General features: G+C 64.1%; 15 protein-coding genes. 11 read left to right on the top strand and 4 right to left on the bottom strand.

Going from position 1 to position 16423, the window contains the following annotated elements:
- Positions 1–47: 47 nt before the first annotated feature.
- Positions 48–488 carry a hotdog fold domain-containing protein gene (locus PF66_RS16630; protein WP_054063296.1) on the bottom strand — a complete coding sequence of 147 codons (441 nt, stop codon included), beginning with the start codon at positions 486–488 and terminating at the stop codon, positions 48–50.
- Positions 489–634: 146 nt separating this feature from the next.
- Between PF66_RS16630 and PF66_RS16625 the strand changes: the two genes are divergently transcribed.
- Complete coding sequence (locus tag PF66_RS16625) at positions 635–1249, top strand: TetR/AcrR family transcriptional regulator (RefSeq protein ID WP_054063295.1); 615 nt, start codon at positions 635–637, stop codon at positions 1247–1249.
- A 93-nt stretch (positions 1250–1342) separates the two neighbouring features.
- The gene (locus PF66_RS16620) at positions 1343–1645 is read left to right on the top strand and encodes a DUF2388 domain-containing protein (protein ID WP_054063294.1); all 303 of its coding nucleotides are present in this window, start codon (positions 1343–1345) and stop codon (positions 1643–1645) included.
- Here PF66_RS16620 and PF66_RS16615 read toward each other — a convergent pair.
- Positions 1566–3146 (bottom strand): PLP-dependent aminotransferase family protein, encoded by a 1581-nt coding sequence (locus PF66_RS16615; protein ID WP_081006025.1) that lies wholly within the window; start codon positions 3144–3146, stop codon positions 1566–1568. The two genes, PF66_RS16620 and PF66_RS16615, sit on opposite strands and share 80 nt — an antisense overlap.
- Here PF66_RS16615 and PF66_RS16610 point away from each other — a divergent pair, their 5' ends adjacent.
- Positions 3147–4919, top strand: coding sequence for a M24 family metallopeptidase (locus PF66_RS16610; RefSeq protein ID WP_054063332.1), 1773 nt, complete (start codon positions 3147–3149; stop codon positions 4917–4919).
- Positions 4920–4925: 6 nt separating this feature from the next.
- Here the strand turns inward: PF66_RS16610 and PF66_RS16605 are convergent, their stop codons facing one another.
- Positions 4926–5675, bottom strand: a complete 750-nt coding sequence (locus PF66_RS16605) for a TetR/AcrR family transcriptional regulator (RefSeq protein WP_054059502.1) — start codon at positions 5673–5675, stop codon at positions 4926–4928.
- A gap of 384 nt (positions 5676–6059) precedes the next feature.
- Here PF66_RS16605 and PF66_RS16600 point away from each other — a divergent pair, with 384 nt between their 5' ends.
- The 4 genes from PF66_RS16600 to PF66_RS16585 are packed head-to-tail and all read left to right on the top strand — an operon-like array spanning position 6060 to position 10713.
- On the top strand, positions 6060–6764 hold the full coding sequence (locus PF66_RS16600; protein WP_054059503.1) for an ABC transporter ATP-binding protein: 705 nt from the start codon (positions 6060–6062) through the stop codon (positions 6762–6764).
- Entirely contained in the window at positions 6761–7960 is a 1200-nt protein-coding gene (locus PF66_RS16595) for an ABC transporter permease (RefSeq protein WP_054063293.1), read from the top strand. The genes PF66_RS16600 and PF66_RS16595 overlap by 4 nt, the downstream gene beginning before the upstream one ends.
- Positions 7953–9443, top strand: coding sequence for a TolC family protein (locus PF66_RS16590; protein ID WP_054063292.1), 1491 nt, complete (start codon positions 7953–7955; stop codon positions 9441–9443). Before PF66_RS16595 ends, PF66_RS16590 begins: the two co-directional genes overlap by 8 nt.
- The gene (locus tag PF66_RS16585) at positions 9433–10713 is read left to right on the top strand and encodes an efflux RND transporter periplasmic adaptor subunit (protein ID WP_054059506.1); all 1281 of its coding nucleotides are present in this window, start codon (positions 9433–9435) and stop codon (positions 10711–10713) included. The genes PF66_RS16590 and PF66_RS16585 overlap by 11 nt, the downstream gene beginning before the upstream one ends.
- A 276-nt stretch (positions 10714–10989) precedes the next feature.
- Here PF66_RS16585 and PF66_RS16580 read toward each other — a convergent pair whose 3' ends face one another.
- Positions 10990–12000, bottom strand: a complete 1011-nt coding sequence (locus PF66_RS16580; RefSeq protein WP_054059507.1) for a LysR family transcriptional regulator — start codon at positions 11998–12000, stop codon at positions 10990–10992.
- Between the two features lie 295 nt (positions 12001–12295).
- On the opposite strand from PF66_RS16580, the gene argH reads away from it, so the two are divergent.
- From argH to PF66_RS16560, 4 genes are all read left to right on the top strand, one after another.
- Complete coding sequence (argH, locus tag PF66_RS16575) at positions 12296–13723, top strand: argininosuccinate lyase (protein WP_054063291.1); 1428 nt, start codon at positions 12296–12298, stop codon at positions 13721–13723.
- A 167-nt stretch (positions 13724–13890) separates the two neighbouring features.
- Positions 13891–14769 (top strand): amino acid ABC transporter permease, encoded by an 879-nt coding sequence (locus tag PF66_RS16570; protein ID WP_054059508.1) that lies wholly within the window; start codon positions 13891–13893, stop codon positions 14767–14769.
- 20 nt (positions 14770–14789) lie between these two features.
- Positions 14790–15554, top strand: a complete 765-nt coding sequence (locus PF66_RS16565; RefSeq protein WP_054059509.1) for an amino acid ABC transporter ATP-binding protein — start codon at positions 14790–14792, stop codon at positions 15552–15554.
- A gap of 40 nt (positions 15555–15594) precedes the next feature.
- A complete protein-coding gene (locus PF66_RS16560) occupies positions 15595–16413 on the top strand; it encodes an ABC transporter substrate-binding protein (RefSeq protein ID WP_054059510.1) in 819 nt (272 codons plus the stop codon).
- The last annotated feature ends 10 nt before the right edge of the window (positions 16414–16423 follow it).

The raw sequence follows: 16423 nt of genomic DNA, 5'->3' as shown, positions 1-16423 counted from the left end.
CAAAATGGCACACGAGCAGCGGCGCCGTTCATGGGCCCTTTCAGCCCTCAGGACAGCTTGACGTTCATGGTGATCCGCGCCGTGAACACCCTGACGCCCGCCTCATCGAAAGTGTCGACCGCCACGATCTTGTCACCCGGCGTCAGCCAGTCCACCGCACTGCCATCGGCCACGGTGCGTACGGCGGTCTTCGCCTTGGCGAGGTACTCGACACTCATGCCCTTGGGAATCCAGCGCGCACCAGCGGGAATCGAGACATCGGTCATCAGCCCCGCCGCCAGTTCGGCGGCATTGCACAGGGCAATGGCGTGGACGGTGCCCAGGTGATTGGTGATTTCCCGGCGAAAGGGCACCTGTACCACCGAATGCCCGGTACGCAGCTCACTGACCAACGGCTCGATGGTGCTGAAATACGGTGCCATCTGGCAGGTCATCTGGCTGAATTTCTCCGGCCCTACCGCTGTGAACATGTTCAGGGATTGACTCATTTGGCAACTCTCCAGAAGGTGAACGAATTAAACAGAATATTATTCTGTAAAAGAACAATATTCCGCATCGGAAAAATCTGTCAAGCTAGACCGGTTTCCCGAACCGGGCCCCGCGCCCTCTCCCGCCCACTACAAGGCTGCCCCCGATGGAAAATCCCGATCTGCTGGAACGTTGCTACCCGGGCCGCAGGGCCGAACTGAAACGGGCGATCCTCAGGCAGGCGCTGTCGTGCTTCAACGAACAGGGCATCGAGGCCAGCACCATCGAGACCATCCGGGTGGCCTGCGATACCAGCGTGGGGGCGATCTATCACCACTTCGGCAACAAGGAGGGGTTGGTCGCGGCCCTGTTCTTCGCCGCGCTGGATGACCAGGCCCGGTTGCGCGAGACCCACCTGGCCAAGGCGCGAACCCTCAAGGAACTGTTGCAGGGCCTGGTCCACAGCTATGTGGACTGGGTCGACGACCAGCCGCAATGGGCGCGCTTCCAGTACCAGGCGCGGTTCGTGGTGAGCAAGGGGCCGTTCGCCGATGAGTTGGCGGCCCGCAACAAGGTCCGCAACCGACAGTTGCGCGAGCGCTTGGCGGCCACGGTCGATGGCGATGAACGGCTGGAGATTCCCAGGGAGCTGCTGCTTTCGCTGATTGTCGGCCCGGCGGAAAACTATTGCCGGGCCTGGTTGGCCGGGCGGGTCGAGCACTCCCCACGGACCTACCGCCACGAGCTGGCCGAAGCGGCCTGGCGGTCGGTGCGGCGCTGACGGTCCGCGTCCGATAAGCGGGCGATGCCGTGCTGCGCCAACAACTACGCTCTAAGGTGTAACACCTTCCCTGAATTCCAGGAGCGTACGATCATGCGTCGCGTAGTGCTGGTCATTTCAATTGCTGCCCTGCTTCCTGCCGGTCATGCCCTCGCCAGGGTCGATGCCGGTGATATTGCGACCTCGGCCGGGATATCGGCGTCGCTCTATTCCACCTTCAAGAAGGACAAGAAGACGGTGGCCCCTTCCCGCGATGAGGCCTCCAGCTTCATCGCCAGTGGCGGCGCGATACGCGGCGCCTACCTGGAAGCGGCTCTCAGGCAGATTCGCCAGGAACATCCGGGCCTGCAGGCCACCGACCAGGAACTGGCCGAAGCGATTCTGCTGCAGCCTTGACGCCTGGCTGCTGTTGGCGAACGGCGTGCCGTGAGGCCTGCGCCAGGCGTTGCACGGCCTCGCGGATTTCGTCCGTATCCAGCGAGGCGAACCCCAGGCGCAGGCCGTTCTCCGGCAGATCCAGGGGCGAGAATTGCCGTCCGCTGCGCACCACCAGTTTGTGCTCCAGAGCCTGTGCGACCAGCCGGTCGACGTCCGTCCCGGCCTCGAAATCCACCCAGAGAGCCAGGCCGCCCTGGGGCTGGCGGATGGCTATGCGCTCGCCGAAGGCCTTCATCAGGCTGTCCTGAAGCACTTCACGCCGCTGCCGATAGGTTTTCGACACCCGCCGCAGATGCTTTTTCAGTTCGCCGTCGTTGATCAGTGCCGCCAGCATCGTCTGCATCACCGCGTCGCCCTGGGACACCACCAGCGCGCTGCGCTGCTCCAGCACCTGGATCACATTGACCGGCGCCACGACGAAGCTGCAGCGAAAGGTCGAGCCGAGGGCCTTGGACAACGAACCGACATAGATCACATGTCGTTGCCCGGTATCGCTGGCCAGCGGCAGATAGGGCCGGCCCTCGAAATGGTATTCGTGATCGTAGTCCTCCTCGATCACGCAGAAGTCGTGACGCCGGGCCAGCATCAGCAGCTTCTGCCGCCGCTCGGCGCGCAGACTGACGGTGGTCGGGAACTGGTGATGGGGCGTGAGGTAGATCATGCGCACCCGGTGTTGCTGGCACAAGGCTTCGATCTGGTCCACCTGGCAGCCTTCACTGTCGATGTCGACCGTCACCAGCCGGGCCCCCAGGGCACGAAACACCGCCCAGGCCGGCGGATAACTCAGGCGCTCCACCAGCACCACGTCACCCGGCCGGATCAGCGCGCTGGCCGCCAGGTACAGCGACATCTGAGTGCCCTGGGTCAGGCAGATGTTCTCGGCACTCACCGATAACCCGCGATTGTTCCTGAGCATCTCGGCCAGGGCCGTGCGCAACAGGTCATCGCTGCCATCACTGCCATGACGCACGGTGTTGGCGGCAAAACTGCTGCGCAGGGCATTGCGGTAGTAACGGTGCAGTACGGCCTGGGGCAGCAGGCGATGGTCGGAGGCGCCGTTGTCGAAGAACAGCGCACCGGGCAGGCGCTGCAGTGCCAGGTCGCGACGGCTGGCTTGCAGGTAAGGCACCGGCGGTTCCGTCAGCAGGCGTGGAGCGAAGTCCCGGGCTATGCCCTGGCACGGCGCAATCGCTTCCAGTTGCGTGTTGACGAAGGTGCCGCGGCGCGCTTCGCTGACCAGCCAGCCCTGGGTGATGGCCTCCTCGTACGCGAGGATCACCGTCTTGCGGTTGACGTCGAGCAATTGCGCCATTTCCCGTGTGCCCGGCAACAGGCTGCCGGGTTGCAGGCGCCCCTCGCGGATGGCCGCTATCAGGCCTTCGACGATCCGCCGATAGGACGCCTGGCCCGGGTCCGCATCGAGATTGAGCAAGGGCCGCCATTTACGCAACTGGACCATCTGAAGTTTCCAGAACTGGAGGTTTTAATGGTCCTAGTCTACCGCAACAATGAGGGTCTTCCCTGTGCCGAGGTCGCCATGCATCCCCATCGCCATGTCATCGAACTGTCGCCCTCGGGCAAAACCTTCAGTGCCGGCGACGAGCTGTTGCTCGACGCCATGCTCGCCAGCGGTCTGCCGGTGCCGTTTTCCTGTCGCCGCGGCGCCTGCGGCTCGTGCAAGGTCAAGGTGCTCAGCGGCGAACGCCGGGACAAGCGGCTCGGCCCGGACGATCCGCAGCCCTCCTTCCCTCTCGCCGCCGATGAGGCGCTGCTGTGCCAGAGCCATGCCTGCAACGATATGCGCCTGGAGATTCCCGGCTGGTCGCTGGATACGCCAACCCTGGAAATCCCGGCCGTGGTGCTCGGCAAGCGCGCACTCAGCCACGATATCAGCGAGTTGGTGCTGCAGGCCGAAACGACCGATATCTTGCGAGTGCGGGCCGGCCAGTACCTGAGGTTTCGCCTCGATAACGGTGACAGCCGCTGCTTTTCCGTGGCCAACCTGCCGGAACAGGACCAGGGCAGACTGGTGTTCCATATTCGTCGGGTGCCGGGTGGGGTCTTTTCCGAAGGCGTTCTCGACTCATTGCACAACGGCCAGCGCCTGGCGCTGGAGGGGCCGTTCGGGGCCTGCACCTGGCAACCCGATGGCCAGCGCCCGGTCGTGCTGTTCGCCAGCGGCACCGGCTACGCCGGCATCAAGCCACTGCTGCTCAGGGCCCTGGCCGACGGGGCTGAAGTCACCCTGTACTGGGGTGGATCGAGCGCGGAGGACCTCTACGATCGCGAATTCCTCGATGCCGCCAGCCGGGCACATCCGCGACTGCGCTGGTTCGCGGTATTGTCCACACAGGTGCGGCTGCAACAGGTGGCGCTGCAGCATGGGCATCGTTGGGCCGATGCGCAGGTCTACGCCTGCGGCAACAGCCGGATGATCAGCGAGGTGCGCAGCCAGTGCCTCGCCGCCGGGCTGGCGCCAGAGCGGTTCATCGCCGAGGCCTTCGTGCCCGGTGGCGTCGCCTCCACTGCACGGCCACGGGACCCGGTGCTGGAGCAGGTCGGCCCGCGTTACTCCCTGGAAGGCATGCTGGCGGCCCGCGAACAGTCGGTACGCGCCCTGGCCCAGATCGTCAGCAAGCTCAGGGTCGGCATGACCACCGGCGAAGCCCTGGAAATGGCCAACCAGCACCTGAAAGCCATGGGCGCCTCCCACACCTGGCACCCGACCTACGTGCGCTTCGGCCCCGATACCATCCGCGTACCACGCCAGGGCATGGATCTGCAGCGCAGGCTGCAGGCAACCGATATCGCCGTGGTCGACCTCGGCCCGGTCTGGGATGGTTATGAAGGCGACTACGGTGACACGTTCGTCTTCGGTGACCACCCACTGCACAAGGCCTGCACCCAGGCCCTGCATGAAGTCTTCGAGGAGACCTGCCAGGCCTGGCGCGGCGGTTTGAGCGGGCGCGAGCTGTACGACTTCGCCCAGGCTCGTGCCGAAGCCAAGGGCTGGCTGCTGGAACGCAATCTCGCCGGCCACCGACTGACCGACTTTCCCCACGCCCTGCACGGTCCCGCGACCCTGGCGGATCTGGACATCGTGCCGAGCGAGAGGCTCTGGGTGCTGGAGATCCAGCTGCGTCACCCCACCGAGGCCATCGGCGGGTTCTTCGAGGATGTGCTGATCGGCCAGCCCGGCCAGGCGCCCACGGCCGACCGGGCAGCGCCATGAACCGCGCTACTTGCTCGCCACCTTGGCGCCCGCCGAGTGACCCTGGCGGATTTCGTGCTGGGTTTCCAATACCCGGTCCAGGGCGCTGGTCGCCTGCTGGTCCTGCATCGGCGCATGAATCGCCGCCGACACCAGGCTGATCAGCTTGGCCATGACCTCGGCATCCGTCGCCGGCCGGCCGAGGCTCATGGCCTGCATCAGAAAGCGCAGCTCGGTACCGGCGATCACCCCGGAGATGGCCTTGAGGGCAAACTGCAGGCGTACGCCGACCTCGTTGCGCGGCATGTCCGGCAAGGCCAGGGCGAAGGCATTGAAGAAACGCTCGAACACCGGCTGGTAGTGTTCCTTGAGGTATTCCTGGATGAAGGGCGAAGTATCGCTGTAGACCCGCCCGAGAAAACGCACGAAGGACCGCCCTTGCTCACCGGAGCCACTGCGCTCCAGGCCCATCGCCGGGGCGAACAGCACGCCGAGCAGGGTCTCGCAGTCCAGCGGGCCGTCAGCCTGCTCTTCGCAGCGGGCCAGCAGTTCCAGGCGTTGTTCGTTGAGGGGGCCCAGGCGCTGTTCGAGCAGCGCCGTCATCAGCGAGTCCTTGTCCCCGAAGTGGTAGTTCACGGCGGCCAGGTTGACCTGGGCTCGTTCGGTGATCTGGCGCAGCAGCACGGCGTCATAGCCGTACTTGGTAAACAGTTCTTCCGTGGCGTCCAGCAAGCGAGTCTTGGTGACATTGGGAGCGCTGAGTTTCTTTGCGACCATGGATGGGAAGCCTTTGCAAGGAGATAGCTGACCGAACGAACAGCGTTTTAAAAATAAATTTGATTTTTTATACCTCTGAAAGCCTTGGAACGCAAGCTTCTCGCGGATTCGCTACCCTCGCGCAAGGCAATAGAAGACTCACGAAAAATACGATGGAATGTGTCAAAAAAGTGTTTCCTCTTGTCACAAAATCGCAAGCCCAGACAGCCCTTTTCGTTGCGCCGAACCGCTGGCATCGGAGCGGGATCGCGGATACTATTCAAACAAAATTTTAAAATAGGAAAACAAAACCTGTGCCTGATCCTGCCTTGCAACATGCCTGGACACTGGCAACGCGCTCAGGCAGCGGCTGGATCGCGGACGGGCCTGCCGGCGCTCTGCGTAATGACTGACACGACCGCTCACAAAGGCCTCATCTGCCTGCAAGGCATCGGCAAGACCTATCGACTCGCCGAGCAACCCTTGACCATCCTCAAGGATGTCTCGCTGTCCATCGACGCCGGTGAAAGCTGCGCCATCCTCGGCGCTTCCGGCTCCGGCAAAAGCACCCTGCTCAATATCCTTGGCCTGCTCGACCTGCCCAACAGCGGCCGCTACCACTTCGCCGGGCACGATATCTTCAGTGCCAGCCCCGACCAGTTGGCGGCCATCCGCAATCAGCAGATCGGCTTCGTGTTCCAGAGTTTCAACCTGCTGCCCCGCCTGGACGCCCTCGACAACGTCGCCCTGCCCCTGAGTTACCGTGGCGTGCCGCGCGGCGAGTCGCTGGCGCGGGCCAGGGCGATGCTCGAACAGGTCGGTCTCGGCGAGCGCGCCCACCATCGCCCGGCCGATCTTTCCGGCGGCCAGCGTCAGCGGGTGGCCATTGCCCGCGCGCTGGTCGGCGAGCCCTCGGTGATCCTGGCCGACGAACCGACCGGCAACCTGGACAGCAGCACGGCGCGGGAAATCATGGACCTGCTGCTGGAGCTCAACCGGGTGCGCCAGGTCACCCTGATCATCGTCACCCACGACCCGCACATCGCCGAGCGCCTGCATCGGCAGATCCGGGTGCAGCATGGCGTCGTGCACGAGACGTGTCCGGCATGAGCCTGCAGGTCCAGCAGAGTGCCAGCCAGTTGCTGCACGAGGCGTTCGTCAGCCTGCGCACCCTGGGCAAGCGGTCGATACTGGCGCTGCTGGGAATCGTCATCGGCAGTTCGTCGGTGGTGGCACTGATCAATATCGGCCATAACGCGGCGCAGGAAGCGGCGGCCATCTTCAAGGACATGGGCACCGACACCCTGGCCGCGCAGTTTCCCGGCAGTGCCGACCTGCGCGAGCCGATGCCCGCCAGTATCGACACCGCGCGCCTGCAGGCGATGGTGCCTTCCCTGCTGTACCTGGCGCCGATCGCGCTGTCCAGCGGGTCCGCAGTGTTCCGGGGCCATGGCAGCAATACCAACTGGGTCGGCACTACCGCGCAACTGGCCGGCACCATGCGCCTGAAGCTGCGCGAGGGTCGCTTCCTTGCCGATTTCGACCAGGGTGAAACCCATGTCGTGGTCGGCGACCATATCGCCCAAACCCTGGGCAGCGCCGGTTTGCCCCTGCGCGTCGGTGACCGGATCCGCCTCAACGACTATCTGTTCCAGGTCATCGGGATCCTGCACAGCCAACCGGCGGCCGCGCTGATTCCGGTACAGACCGACGATTCGCTGTTCCTGCCGCTGGCCGGCATGCGCCGCATCGTCGATTCGCCGCAGATCACCAGCGTGGTTGCCCGGGCCGCCGTCGACCAGGACATGGAAGCCGTCGCCGGCGACCTGACCGCGGCGTTGAAAAGCACCTTGCGCGGGCGCGAAGTGGAAGTGCAGATTCCCCAGCAGATGATCGACGGCATGACGCGGCAGAGCCGGACCTTCGGTTACCTGCTGATGGCCCTGGGGGGCATTTCGCTGGTGGGAGGTGGCGTGGGGGTCATGAACGTGATGCTGATGAATGTGTCCGAGCGCCGACGGGAGATCGGTATCCGCATGGCCCTGGGGGCACGGCGGCGGGACATTCGCAACCTGTTCCTGCTCGAGGCGGTGACGCTGACGGCGGTGGGCGCGCTGTCCGGGGCGATCCTCGGGGTCACGGCGGCCTACCTCTATGCCCGGCTGTCCGACTGGCAGTTTTCCCTGGCCGCCGCCTCGTTGCCGCTGGGGGTCGGCAGCACCCTGCTGGTCGGGTTGTTCTTCGGGCTCTATCCGGCCATCTCGGCCTCGCACCTGCAACCGGTGGAGGCGCTGCGCGATGAATAGACGCAGGCCATGGACGGCCACCCTGCTCTGCCTGTTCTGCTGCCAGGCCTTCGCCGCCAGCCCGCTGGTGGGCCAGCCGTCGGCGCCGTCGCTGCGCAACAACCAGACCCGCAGCGTGCTGCTCAGCGAGCAGATCACCAACCTGACCCTGGGCGACGCGGTCTACCTGGGCCTGCGCAACAACCGCGGCATCCGCAGCGCCTACCTGCAGCGCATCGCCCAGAAGTTCGACCTGCGGGTGTCCGAGGACACCTTCAACCCCAAGCTGCTGCTCTCCGGACAATACCGGACGACCAAGGGTTCGGAGGACAGCGCACGCAATACCACCTTGTCGCCGACCGCCAGCCTGCTGGGTGAGTACGGCACGCGCCTGAGCATGGCCTGGACCCAGCAGTTGAACAATGCCGACGTCGCCGGCCGCTATCGCAGCGACGGCCTCGACCTGGCGATCATCCAGCCCCTGATGCGCGGCGCCGGTTGGGACGTGACCACCGCGCCGCTGCGCCTGGCCCGCATATCCGAGCAGATCAACCGGCTCAACCTCAAGACCAGCGTGTCGCAGACCATCAGCGACATCATCACCGCCTACCGGGAACTGCTCAGGTCCCAGGAACAATTGACCATCACCCAGGACGCACTCAAGCGCGCCAGGGCCCTGCTGGAGGTGAACAAGGCGCTGATCGCCTCCGGGCGCATGGCCGAGTTCGAGATCGTCCAGACCGAAGCCGATATCGCCACCCAGGAACTGGGGGTGGAGGAAGCCCGCAACCAGGTGGACATCAACCGCCTGTCGCTGCTGCGCCTGCTGGCCCTGGACCTGTCGACGCAGATCCGTGCCAGCGAAGCGCTGGAGGCCTCGCAGGTCAACATCGACAAGCAGGATGCCCTGCGGGTGGCCAAGGTCCAGCAGCCGGAGTACCTGGCCACCCTGCTGGGCAGCCAGCAGGCCGACCTCAACCTGGTGATCGCCAAGGATCAGGGGCGCTGGGACGTGTCGCTGGTGGCCGGCGCCAACCAGATTCGCGACCGCCTCGACAATGACGTCGGCAGCAACGGCTCGCGGCGCTGGGACAGCTATGCCGGGGTCCAGGTGCAGATCCCCATCGGCGACCTGAGTACCCGCCAGGCCGAGGTGCATGCACGGGTCGACGTGGAAAGACAGGAACTGATCCAGGCCGACGCCCGCCAGGCCCTGGAGCGTAGCGTCAATGACGTGGTTCGCGACCTCGGCACCCGCTGGCGACAGTACGAGATCGCCCGGCGTGCGGTGGACCTGTCCCGCCGCAAGCTGGATATCGAGCGGGAAAAGCTCAGTGCCGGACGCTCGAGCAACTTCCAGGTGCTGAGCTATGAAGGCGACCTGCGCAACGCCGAGAGCTCGCGCCTCACCGCACTGATCGCCTACCTGAACGCCCAGACGCAGCTCGACCTGACGTTGGGCATGACACTGGAGAGCTGGGACATTGCACTCAATGACTACTGACAAGCAGATTCGGCGCAAGCGCTGGATACAGGGCGCGGGGCTGCTGCTCGCGCTGGCGGTGGCCGGTGTCGTGGTCACCACCCTGCGTGCGCCCGCCGCCGACCAGTCCGGGGATGACCGCTGGATACCGGTGCAGCCCGCACCGCTGGTGCACCAGATCGGCCTGGTGGGCAAGATCGAGCCACAGAAGACCATCATCCTGACCGCCCCGTTCGAAGGCAACGTACGCGCGATCCTGGTGGAACAGGGACAACGGGTCGAGGCCGGGCAGACCCTGCTGCAGATGGACCCGGGCCTGCTCGAGATCCAGTTGCGCGACGCCTTGTCGGCCCAGCTCAAGGCGCGGCGCTCGGTGCAGGAACTGCAGGACTGGAGCAACAGCCAGCAGGTCGCGCGGGCCCGGCGCAGCCTGCGCAGCGCGCAGATGACGCTGAGCAACACCGAACGCAAGCTGGGCGAAAGCCAGAACCTGTTCGACCGCGGTATCATCCCGCGCAATGAACTGCAGGACCTGCAGCAGCAATTGCAGAGCCAGCGCATGGACCTGACGGCCGCCGAAGGCGAGCTGCAGCAGGCGCTGGACCAGGGCAAGGGCGAATACCGGCAGATCGCCGATATGGAACTGACCAACGCCACGGTCAAGTACGAGACGCTCAAGGCCCTGCTCGACGGCAAGGACGTCACCGCACCGTTCGCCGGCATCGTCGTCCCCCCGCCGGGCGGCAACGGTTCGCAAAACTCGTCCAACAGCAATTCGGCACCGGTGCAGACCGGCAGCCGGGTCAGCCAGGGGCAGGTACTGTTCGGCCTGGCGAACATCGAGCAATTGAAGATCGTCAGCAAGGTTTCCGAGCTGGATATCAACCAGTTGCATCCGGGGCAGAGCGTGGAGATCCTCGGCGACGGCTTCGACGGCGAGCGGCTCAGCGGCTCGGTCGATATCGTCAGCAGCCTGGCCCTGCCCAACGATGTGCCGGGCGGCAGTGCGCAGTTTCCGGTGACGCTGTCGATTCCCAAGCTGACCCGCGAGCAGTTGCAACGGGTGCGGTTGGGCATGAGTGCCCGGCTGACCATCGTCACCTATCGCAACGACCAGGCGATCGTCCTGCCCGCGGCGGCGATCCGTCACGATGCCAGCGGCATGCGGGTGGACTATCGCGAGGCGCCGGGCCAGCCGATCAGGCAGGTGCCCATCACGACCGGGCAGGCGACCCAGGAAGGGGTCGAGGTATTCGGATTGCAACCGGGTTTCGTACGACTGCTGGAATGAGCCGGGCATGGTTGGCAAGACGGTTCGGCGAGCAACAAGGGTATTAATTAACAGAAGGCAATTGCCGGGGCGTCTCCTTACCCGGCCAACATCCCCTTCCCGACTTTTGCAACAGTCCGCTGGCGAGCGCAAGCGTTTTGACTTTCCATTGCTCCCTGCGCCGACGCGCCGGCAAGGAAACGCAAGTTTGCCCGAATAAAGCCTTAACTATCGCGGGCACTACCAACAGCCGCGCCCGACCCATTCGTACCCTGGCGCCGACTTGCAATAAATCCATCAACGGTCCGAACTTGAACGAACACCGGCAGCCTCTGCAAGAACCTGAGCGGGTACCTTGAGATCCACGCCCAGGGCCTGGGCAAATGCCTTGATCAGCGGACCGCGTGTCGTGTTGTGGCGCAGGATCAGATTGAATGGTGTGTTGAAGCGAATGGTCTCCGGCCGCAAGGCGCGCAGTTGGCCCCTGGCAACCTGCGCGGCCGCATAGTGCTGGGGCAGGAAGCCGACGAAACGCCCGGTCTGGATCAGCATCGCCACCGCTTCGACCTGGGACGCCGAGGCCGAATGGCTGTCGTGGCCGACGAAGTTCAGCTTGTCGCGGTGAATCGCGTACCGGTGATTGATGAACGGATGATTGCGCAGCACATCGGTATCGATCAGCGAATCGTCGAGGTCGAACAACGGATGACCGACAGCGCAATAAGCCTCGGACAGTTCCTCGTACAGATTGAAGTAATCGAACTCTTCCCTTTTCTGATAAACCGGAACTATTCCGGCAATGAACCGGCCTTCGACAACCCCTCTTTCCACTTCATCCAGCTGTGCCGCATGCAGGCGCAGCCTTACTTTCGGCGACTGCTCGTTGATAGTTCGCAGCGCAGCAACTAACGGAGAATTAAGATCGGTAATGGTATTATCCACGACACCAATACCAAGGTCCCCTATCAGTTCATTCTGCGCAGAACTAAGCCGGTCTCGAAACTTGTCCACCGAAGCAAACAACTCGATGGATGCCTGATACACCAGGCTACCTTCTTCAGTCAGGCAGAAACCTTCCCGGCCACGGGTGCACAGGCGCATGCCGATACGAATCTCCAGGTCGGAGATCTGCTTGCTGATGGCCGCGAGGCCAACGTTCAGCTCATTCTGGGCGGCGCTGAAGCCACCGGCCTCGACCACCGCCTTGAACACCTTGAGCAATTTGAAATCCAGTCCACTGAGCGCCAGGGGAGCTCTCTGAGTCGGTTTCGCCGATGGGTTTCCAGAAGTGGAAAGTTGGGTTTCCATAATGCTTATTGACCTCGAACCGCCTATTAACCAGGATCTGTCCCACAAGAAAAACATAGCCGGTTAATAATAATGACCACAGAAAACAAGGCTTGGCAACCACAACAAAATTCTGCAAATCAGCGAAAACCCGCTGACTCCAGGTATTCAAAAACCGACATTGCGATCGGTTCCCTTACGCTGTAACTGCCCTCTTGAACAATGCATGACCCACCCGCCGCAGGCCGGTTCCGAGCCATCCGCAGGCGGGCTGCGGCGGTGCATCGAACATTCAATTCGTGTGAGGAAAACAATAATGACCCAAGCCACCGATCGCCTCTGGGGGGCCCGTTTCAAAAGCGGCCCGGCCGCGGCCCTGGCCGCCCTGTCGCGCTGCCCGGAACGCTATTTCCGCCTGACGCCCTATGACCTCGCCGGCTCCCGTGCCCATGCCCACGAACTGCAGCGGGCCGGTCTGCTCGATGAGCAGGAAACCCGCAGCCTGGTCGAGGCCCTGAACCGGATCGGCGAGGAGTTCCAGGCCGGGCGCATCGCCCCGACCCTCGACGATGAGGACGTGCACACCTTCATCGAGCGCCTGCTCACCGAACGCCTAGGCGCCCTGGGCGGCAAGCTGCGGGCCGGCCGCTCGCGCAACGACCAGACCGCCAACGACCTGCGGCTATTCCTGCGTGACCACGTACGCACCCTGGCCAGTGAAGTGCTGGCCCTGCAACAGGCCCTGGTGGAACAGGCCGAACAGCATATGGAAAGCATCTGCCCGGGCTTCACCCACCTGCAGCAGGCCCAGCCGATCGTCTTCGCCCACCACCTGCTGGCCCACGCCCAGTCGATGCTGCGCGATGTCCAGCGGCTGATCGACTGGGATGCCCGCACCGCCCTTTCGCCACTCGGCGCCGCGGCCATGGCCGGTTCGGCCATCGCCCGCCAGCCGCAGCAGTCGGCCCGCGAGATGGGCTACGACGGGGTCTGTGAAAACTCCATCGACGCCGTGGCCAGCCGTGACCACGTCGCCGAGTTCCTGTTCGTCGCCAGCATGCTGGGTATCAACATCTCGCGCCTGGCCGAGGAGTTCTGCCTGTGGTCGTCGCGGCAGTTCCGCTGGGTCAGCCTGGACGACGCCTATGCCACCGGCAGCTCGATCATGCCGCAGAAGAAGAACCCGGATATCGCCGAACTGGCCCGGGGCAAGGCCGGTCGCCTGATCGGCAATCTCACCGGCCTGCTCTCGACCCTCAAGTCGCTGCCGCTGTCCTATAACCGCGACCTGAGCGAAGACAAGAACGGCGTGCTCGACAGCGTCGACACCCTGCTGCTGGTGCTGCCGGCCATGGCCGGAATGGTCGCGACCATGACCGTCAACGTCGAGGAACTGCGGCGCCAGGCGCCGCTGGGTTTCGCCCTGGCCACCGAAGTCGCCGACTGGCTGGCGGTACGAGGCGTACCGTTCAAGGAGGCCCACGAAATCACCGGCGCGCTGGTCAAGGCCTGCGAAGCCCGCGACCTCGAGTTGTGGGACGCAAGCCCGGCCTTGCTGGCCGAAATCGACAGCCGGCTGACCCCGGACGTCCGCGACTGCCTGACCCTGGAAGCGGCTATCGGCGCCCGCAGCGGCTGGGGCGGTACCGCACCGCAGCAGGTGCGCGAGCAGATCGCCCGGCTGAAGGCGGCCCTGGCCGTGCAACAGCAATGGACCACCCATTACGCGGGCTTGCGCCTCTGACCCAACACCCGATCCCGTAACCCCCTCCCCTGTAGGAGCCGGGCTTGCCCGCGAATGGGCCCTTGAGGCCGCCAAAAGCTTCGCGGGCAAGCCCGGCTCCTACAGGGGGCGGTGATCCAAGGCAGAAATACTGGCGGCGCCCCTGGCGCCGCAGACGGAGACATACCATGAGCCAGACCCAGGCGGATCGCCTGCTCGCCGAGCGCAAGCAGGCCGAGAACCAGTTCGACATCACCCAGTACGAGCATGTGCCACGGCGCTACTACGGGCGGATATTCTTCGCCACCCTGATCGTCATCGCCCTGGCCGGACTGGTCCGCGCTTTCGCCAACGGCCAGATCGAATGGTCATACATCGGCCAGTTCTTCAGCGCCAGGTCGATCCTGACCGGCCTGCTGAACACCTTGGTCATGGCGGTGCTGGCGATGATCCTGGGGATCTTCTTCGGCGTCATCACCGCGATCATGCGCATGTCGAGCAACCCGATCCTGCGTTATGTCGCCATCGCCTACACCTGGCTGTTCCGCGGCACGCCGCTGATCCTGCAACTGCTGCTGTGGTTCAACCTGGCGCTGATCTTCCCTACCGTAGGGATTCCCGGGCTGTTCCAGGTCGATACCGTCAGCCTGATGACCCCCTTCGTCGCCGCCCTGCTGGGCCTGAGCATCAACCAGGGCGCCTACACCGCCGAGGTGGTGCGCGCCGGCCTGCTCTCGGTGGACACCGGCCAGTACGAGGCCGCCAAGTCCATCGGCATGCCGCGCCTGCAGGCGCTGCGCCGGATCATCCTGCCCCAGGCCATGCGCATCATCATCCCGCCGGTGGGCAACGAGTTCATCAGCATGGTCAAGGCGACCAGCCTTGCCAGTGTGATCCAGTACTCGGAACTGCTCTACAACGCCCAGAACATCTACTACGCCAACGCCCGTGTGATGGAGCTGCTGATGGTCGCCGGTATCTGGTACCTGCTGGCGATCACCCTCTTGTCCTTTGCCCAAAGCCGCCTGGAACGCCGATTCGCCCGCGGCGCCGGCAAGCGTTCGTAAGCGTCCTGGAGAAACCGAACATGAGAACCATCGTCAAGGCTGTCGGCCTGAACAAGCACTACGACTCGTTCCACGCCCTCAAGGACGTCAACATCGAAGTCGAACAGGGCGAGGTGCTGTGCATCATCGGCCCGTCCGGCTCGGGCAAGAGCACCCTGCTGCGCTGCGTCAACCAGTTGGAGAAGATCGACAAGGGCGGCCTCTGGGTCGACGGCGAGCTGGTCGGCTACCGCGTGGTCGGCAACAAGCTGCACGAACTCAACGAAGCGCAGATCGCCCGCCAGCGCCTGGCCACCGGCATGGTGTTCCAGCGCTTCAACCTGTTCCCGCACATGACCGTGCTGGAAAACATCATCGAAGGTCCGGTCCAGGTCCTCAAGCGTTCGCCCAAGGAGTCGACCGACGAAGCCCTGGAACTGCTGGCGCGGGTCGGCCTGGCGCACAAGCGCGACAGCTACCCCATCGAGCTGTCCGGCGGCCAGCAGCAACGGGTGGCGATCGCCCGGGCACTGGCGATGCGGCCCAAGCTGATGCTGTTCGATGAACCCACTTCGGCACTCGACCCGGAACTGGTCGGTGAGGTGCTGTCGGTGATGCGCGACCTGGCGCGCACCGGCATGACCATGATCGTCGTCACCCATGAACTGGGCTTCGCCCGCGAGGTTTCCAATCGCATGGTGTTCATGGACGGCGGGCAGATCGTGGAGGAAGGAAGCCCCGAAGAAATACTGATAAATCCACAAAACCCCCGCACCCAAAGCTTCATTTCTGCCGTTCGAACCTAGGTTCCATTTGAACCTCACAACATTTCATAAGAGAACGACCATGAAGAACCTCGCAATTCCCGCAGTACTCGCAAGCCTCCTGGCCTCCGGTTTCACCTGGGCTGCCGAGCTGCCCGCCAGCATCAAGGCCAAGGGCGAGATCGTCGCGGCGATCGTGCCCAACTATCCACCGATGGACTTCAAGGACCCGGCCACCAACGAGCTGACCGGTCTGGACTTCGACCTGGGCAACGCCCTGGCCGAGCGCCTGGGCGTGAAGATCAAGTGGCAGGAGACCTCCTTCGAACAGATGATCAACGCCCTGACCACCAAGCGCGTGGACATCGTGCTCTCGGGCATGACCGACACCGCGGAACGGCAGAAGGCGGTGGATTTCGTCGATTACTTCACCAGCGGCTCGCAGTTCTACACCCTGGAGAAGAACAAGGACATCAACGAGATGACCGATATCTGCGGCAGGACCGTGGGTACCAGCCGGCGTACCACCTTCCCGGCGGAAATCGCCGCCTGGAGCAGCGCCCACTGCCCGGCCGACCAGCAGATCAAGGTGATCGGCACCGAAGGTTCGGCCGACGCCCGGGCGCAACTGCGCCAGAGCCGGATCGCCGCCGCCGTCCAGGGCAGCGAGACCCTGCCGTACCTGACGACCCAGGAAAAGAACACCTTCAAGATCATCGGCACACCCATGACCGTGCAGTTCACCGGCCTTGGCGTGAGCAAGGAAAACCGCGAACTGCGTGACGCCATCCAGGCTGCCCTGCAGGGCATGATCGCCGACGGCAGCTACCAGGCGATCCTGAAGAAATGGGACCTGTCGGTCGGTGCGGTCGACAGCGTCGCCATCAATAAAGGCCAGTAAGCGCTGGTGT

Source organism: Pseudomonas asplenii (assembly GCF_001293465.1).
GTDB lineage: Bacteria > Pseudomonadota > Gammaproteobacteria > Pseudomonadales > Pseudomonadaceae > Aquipseudomonas > Aquipseudomonas fuscovaginae_B.
The sequence above is the reverse complement of the archived record's forward strand: the minus strand, read 5'-3'. Positions and strand labels throughout refer to the sequence as shown.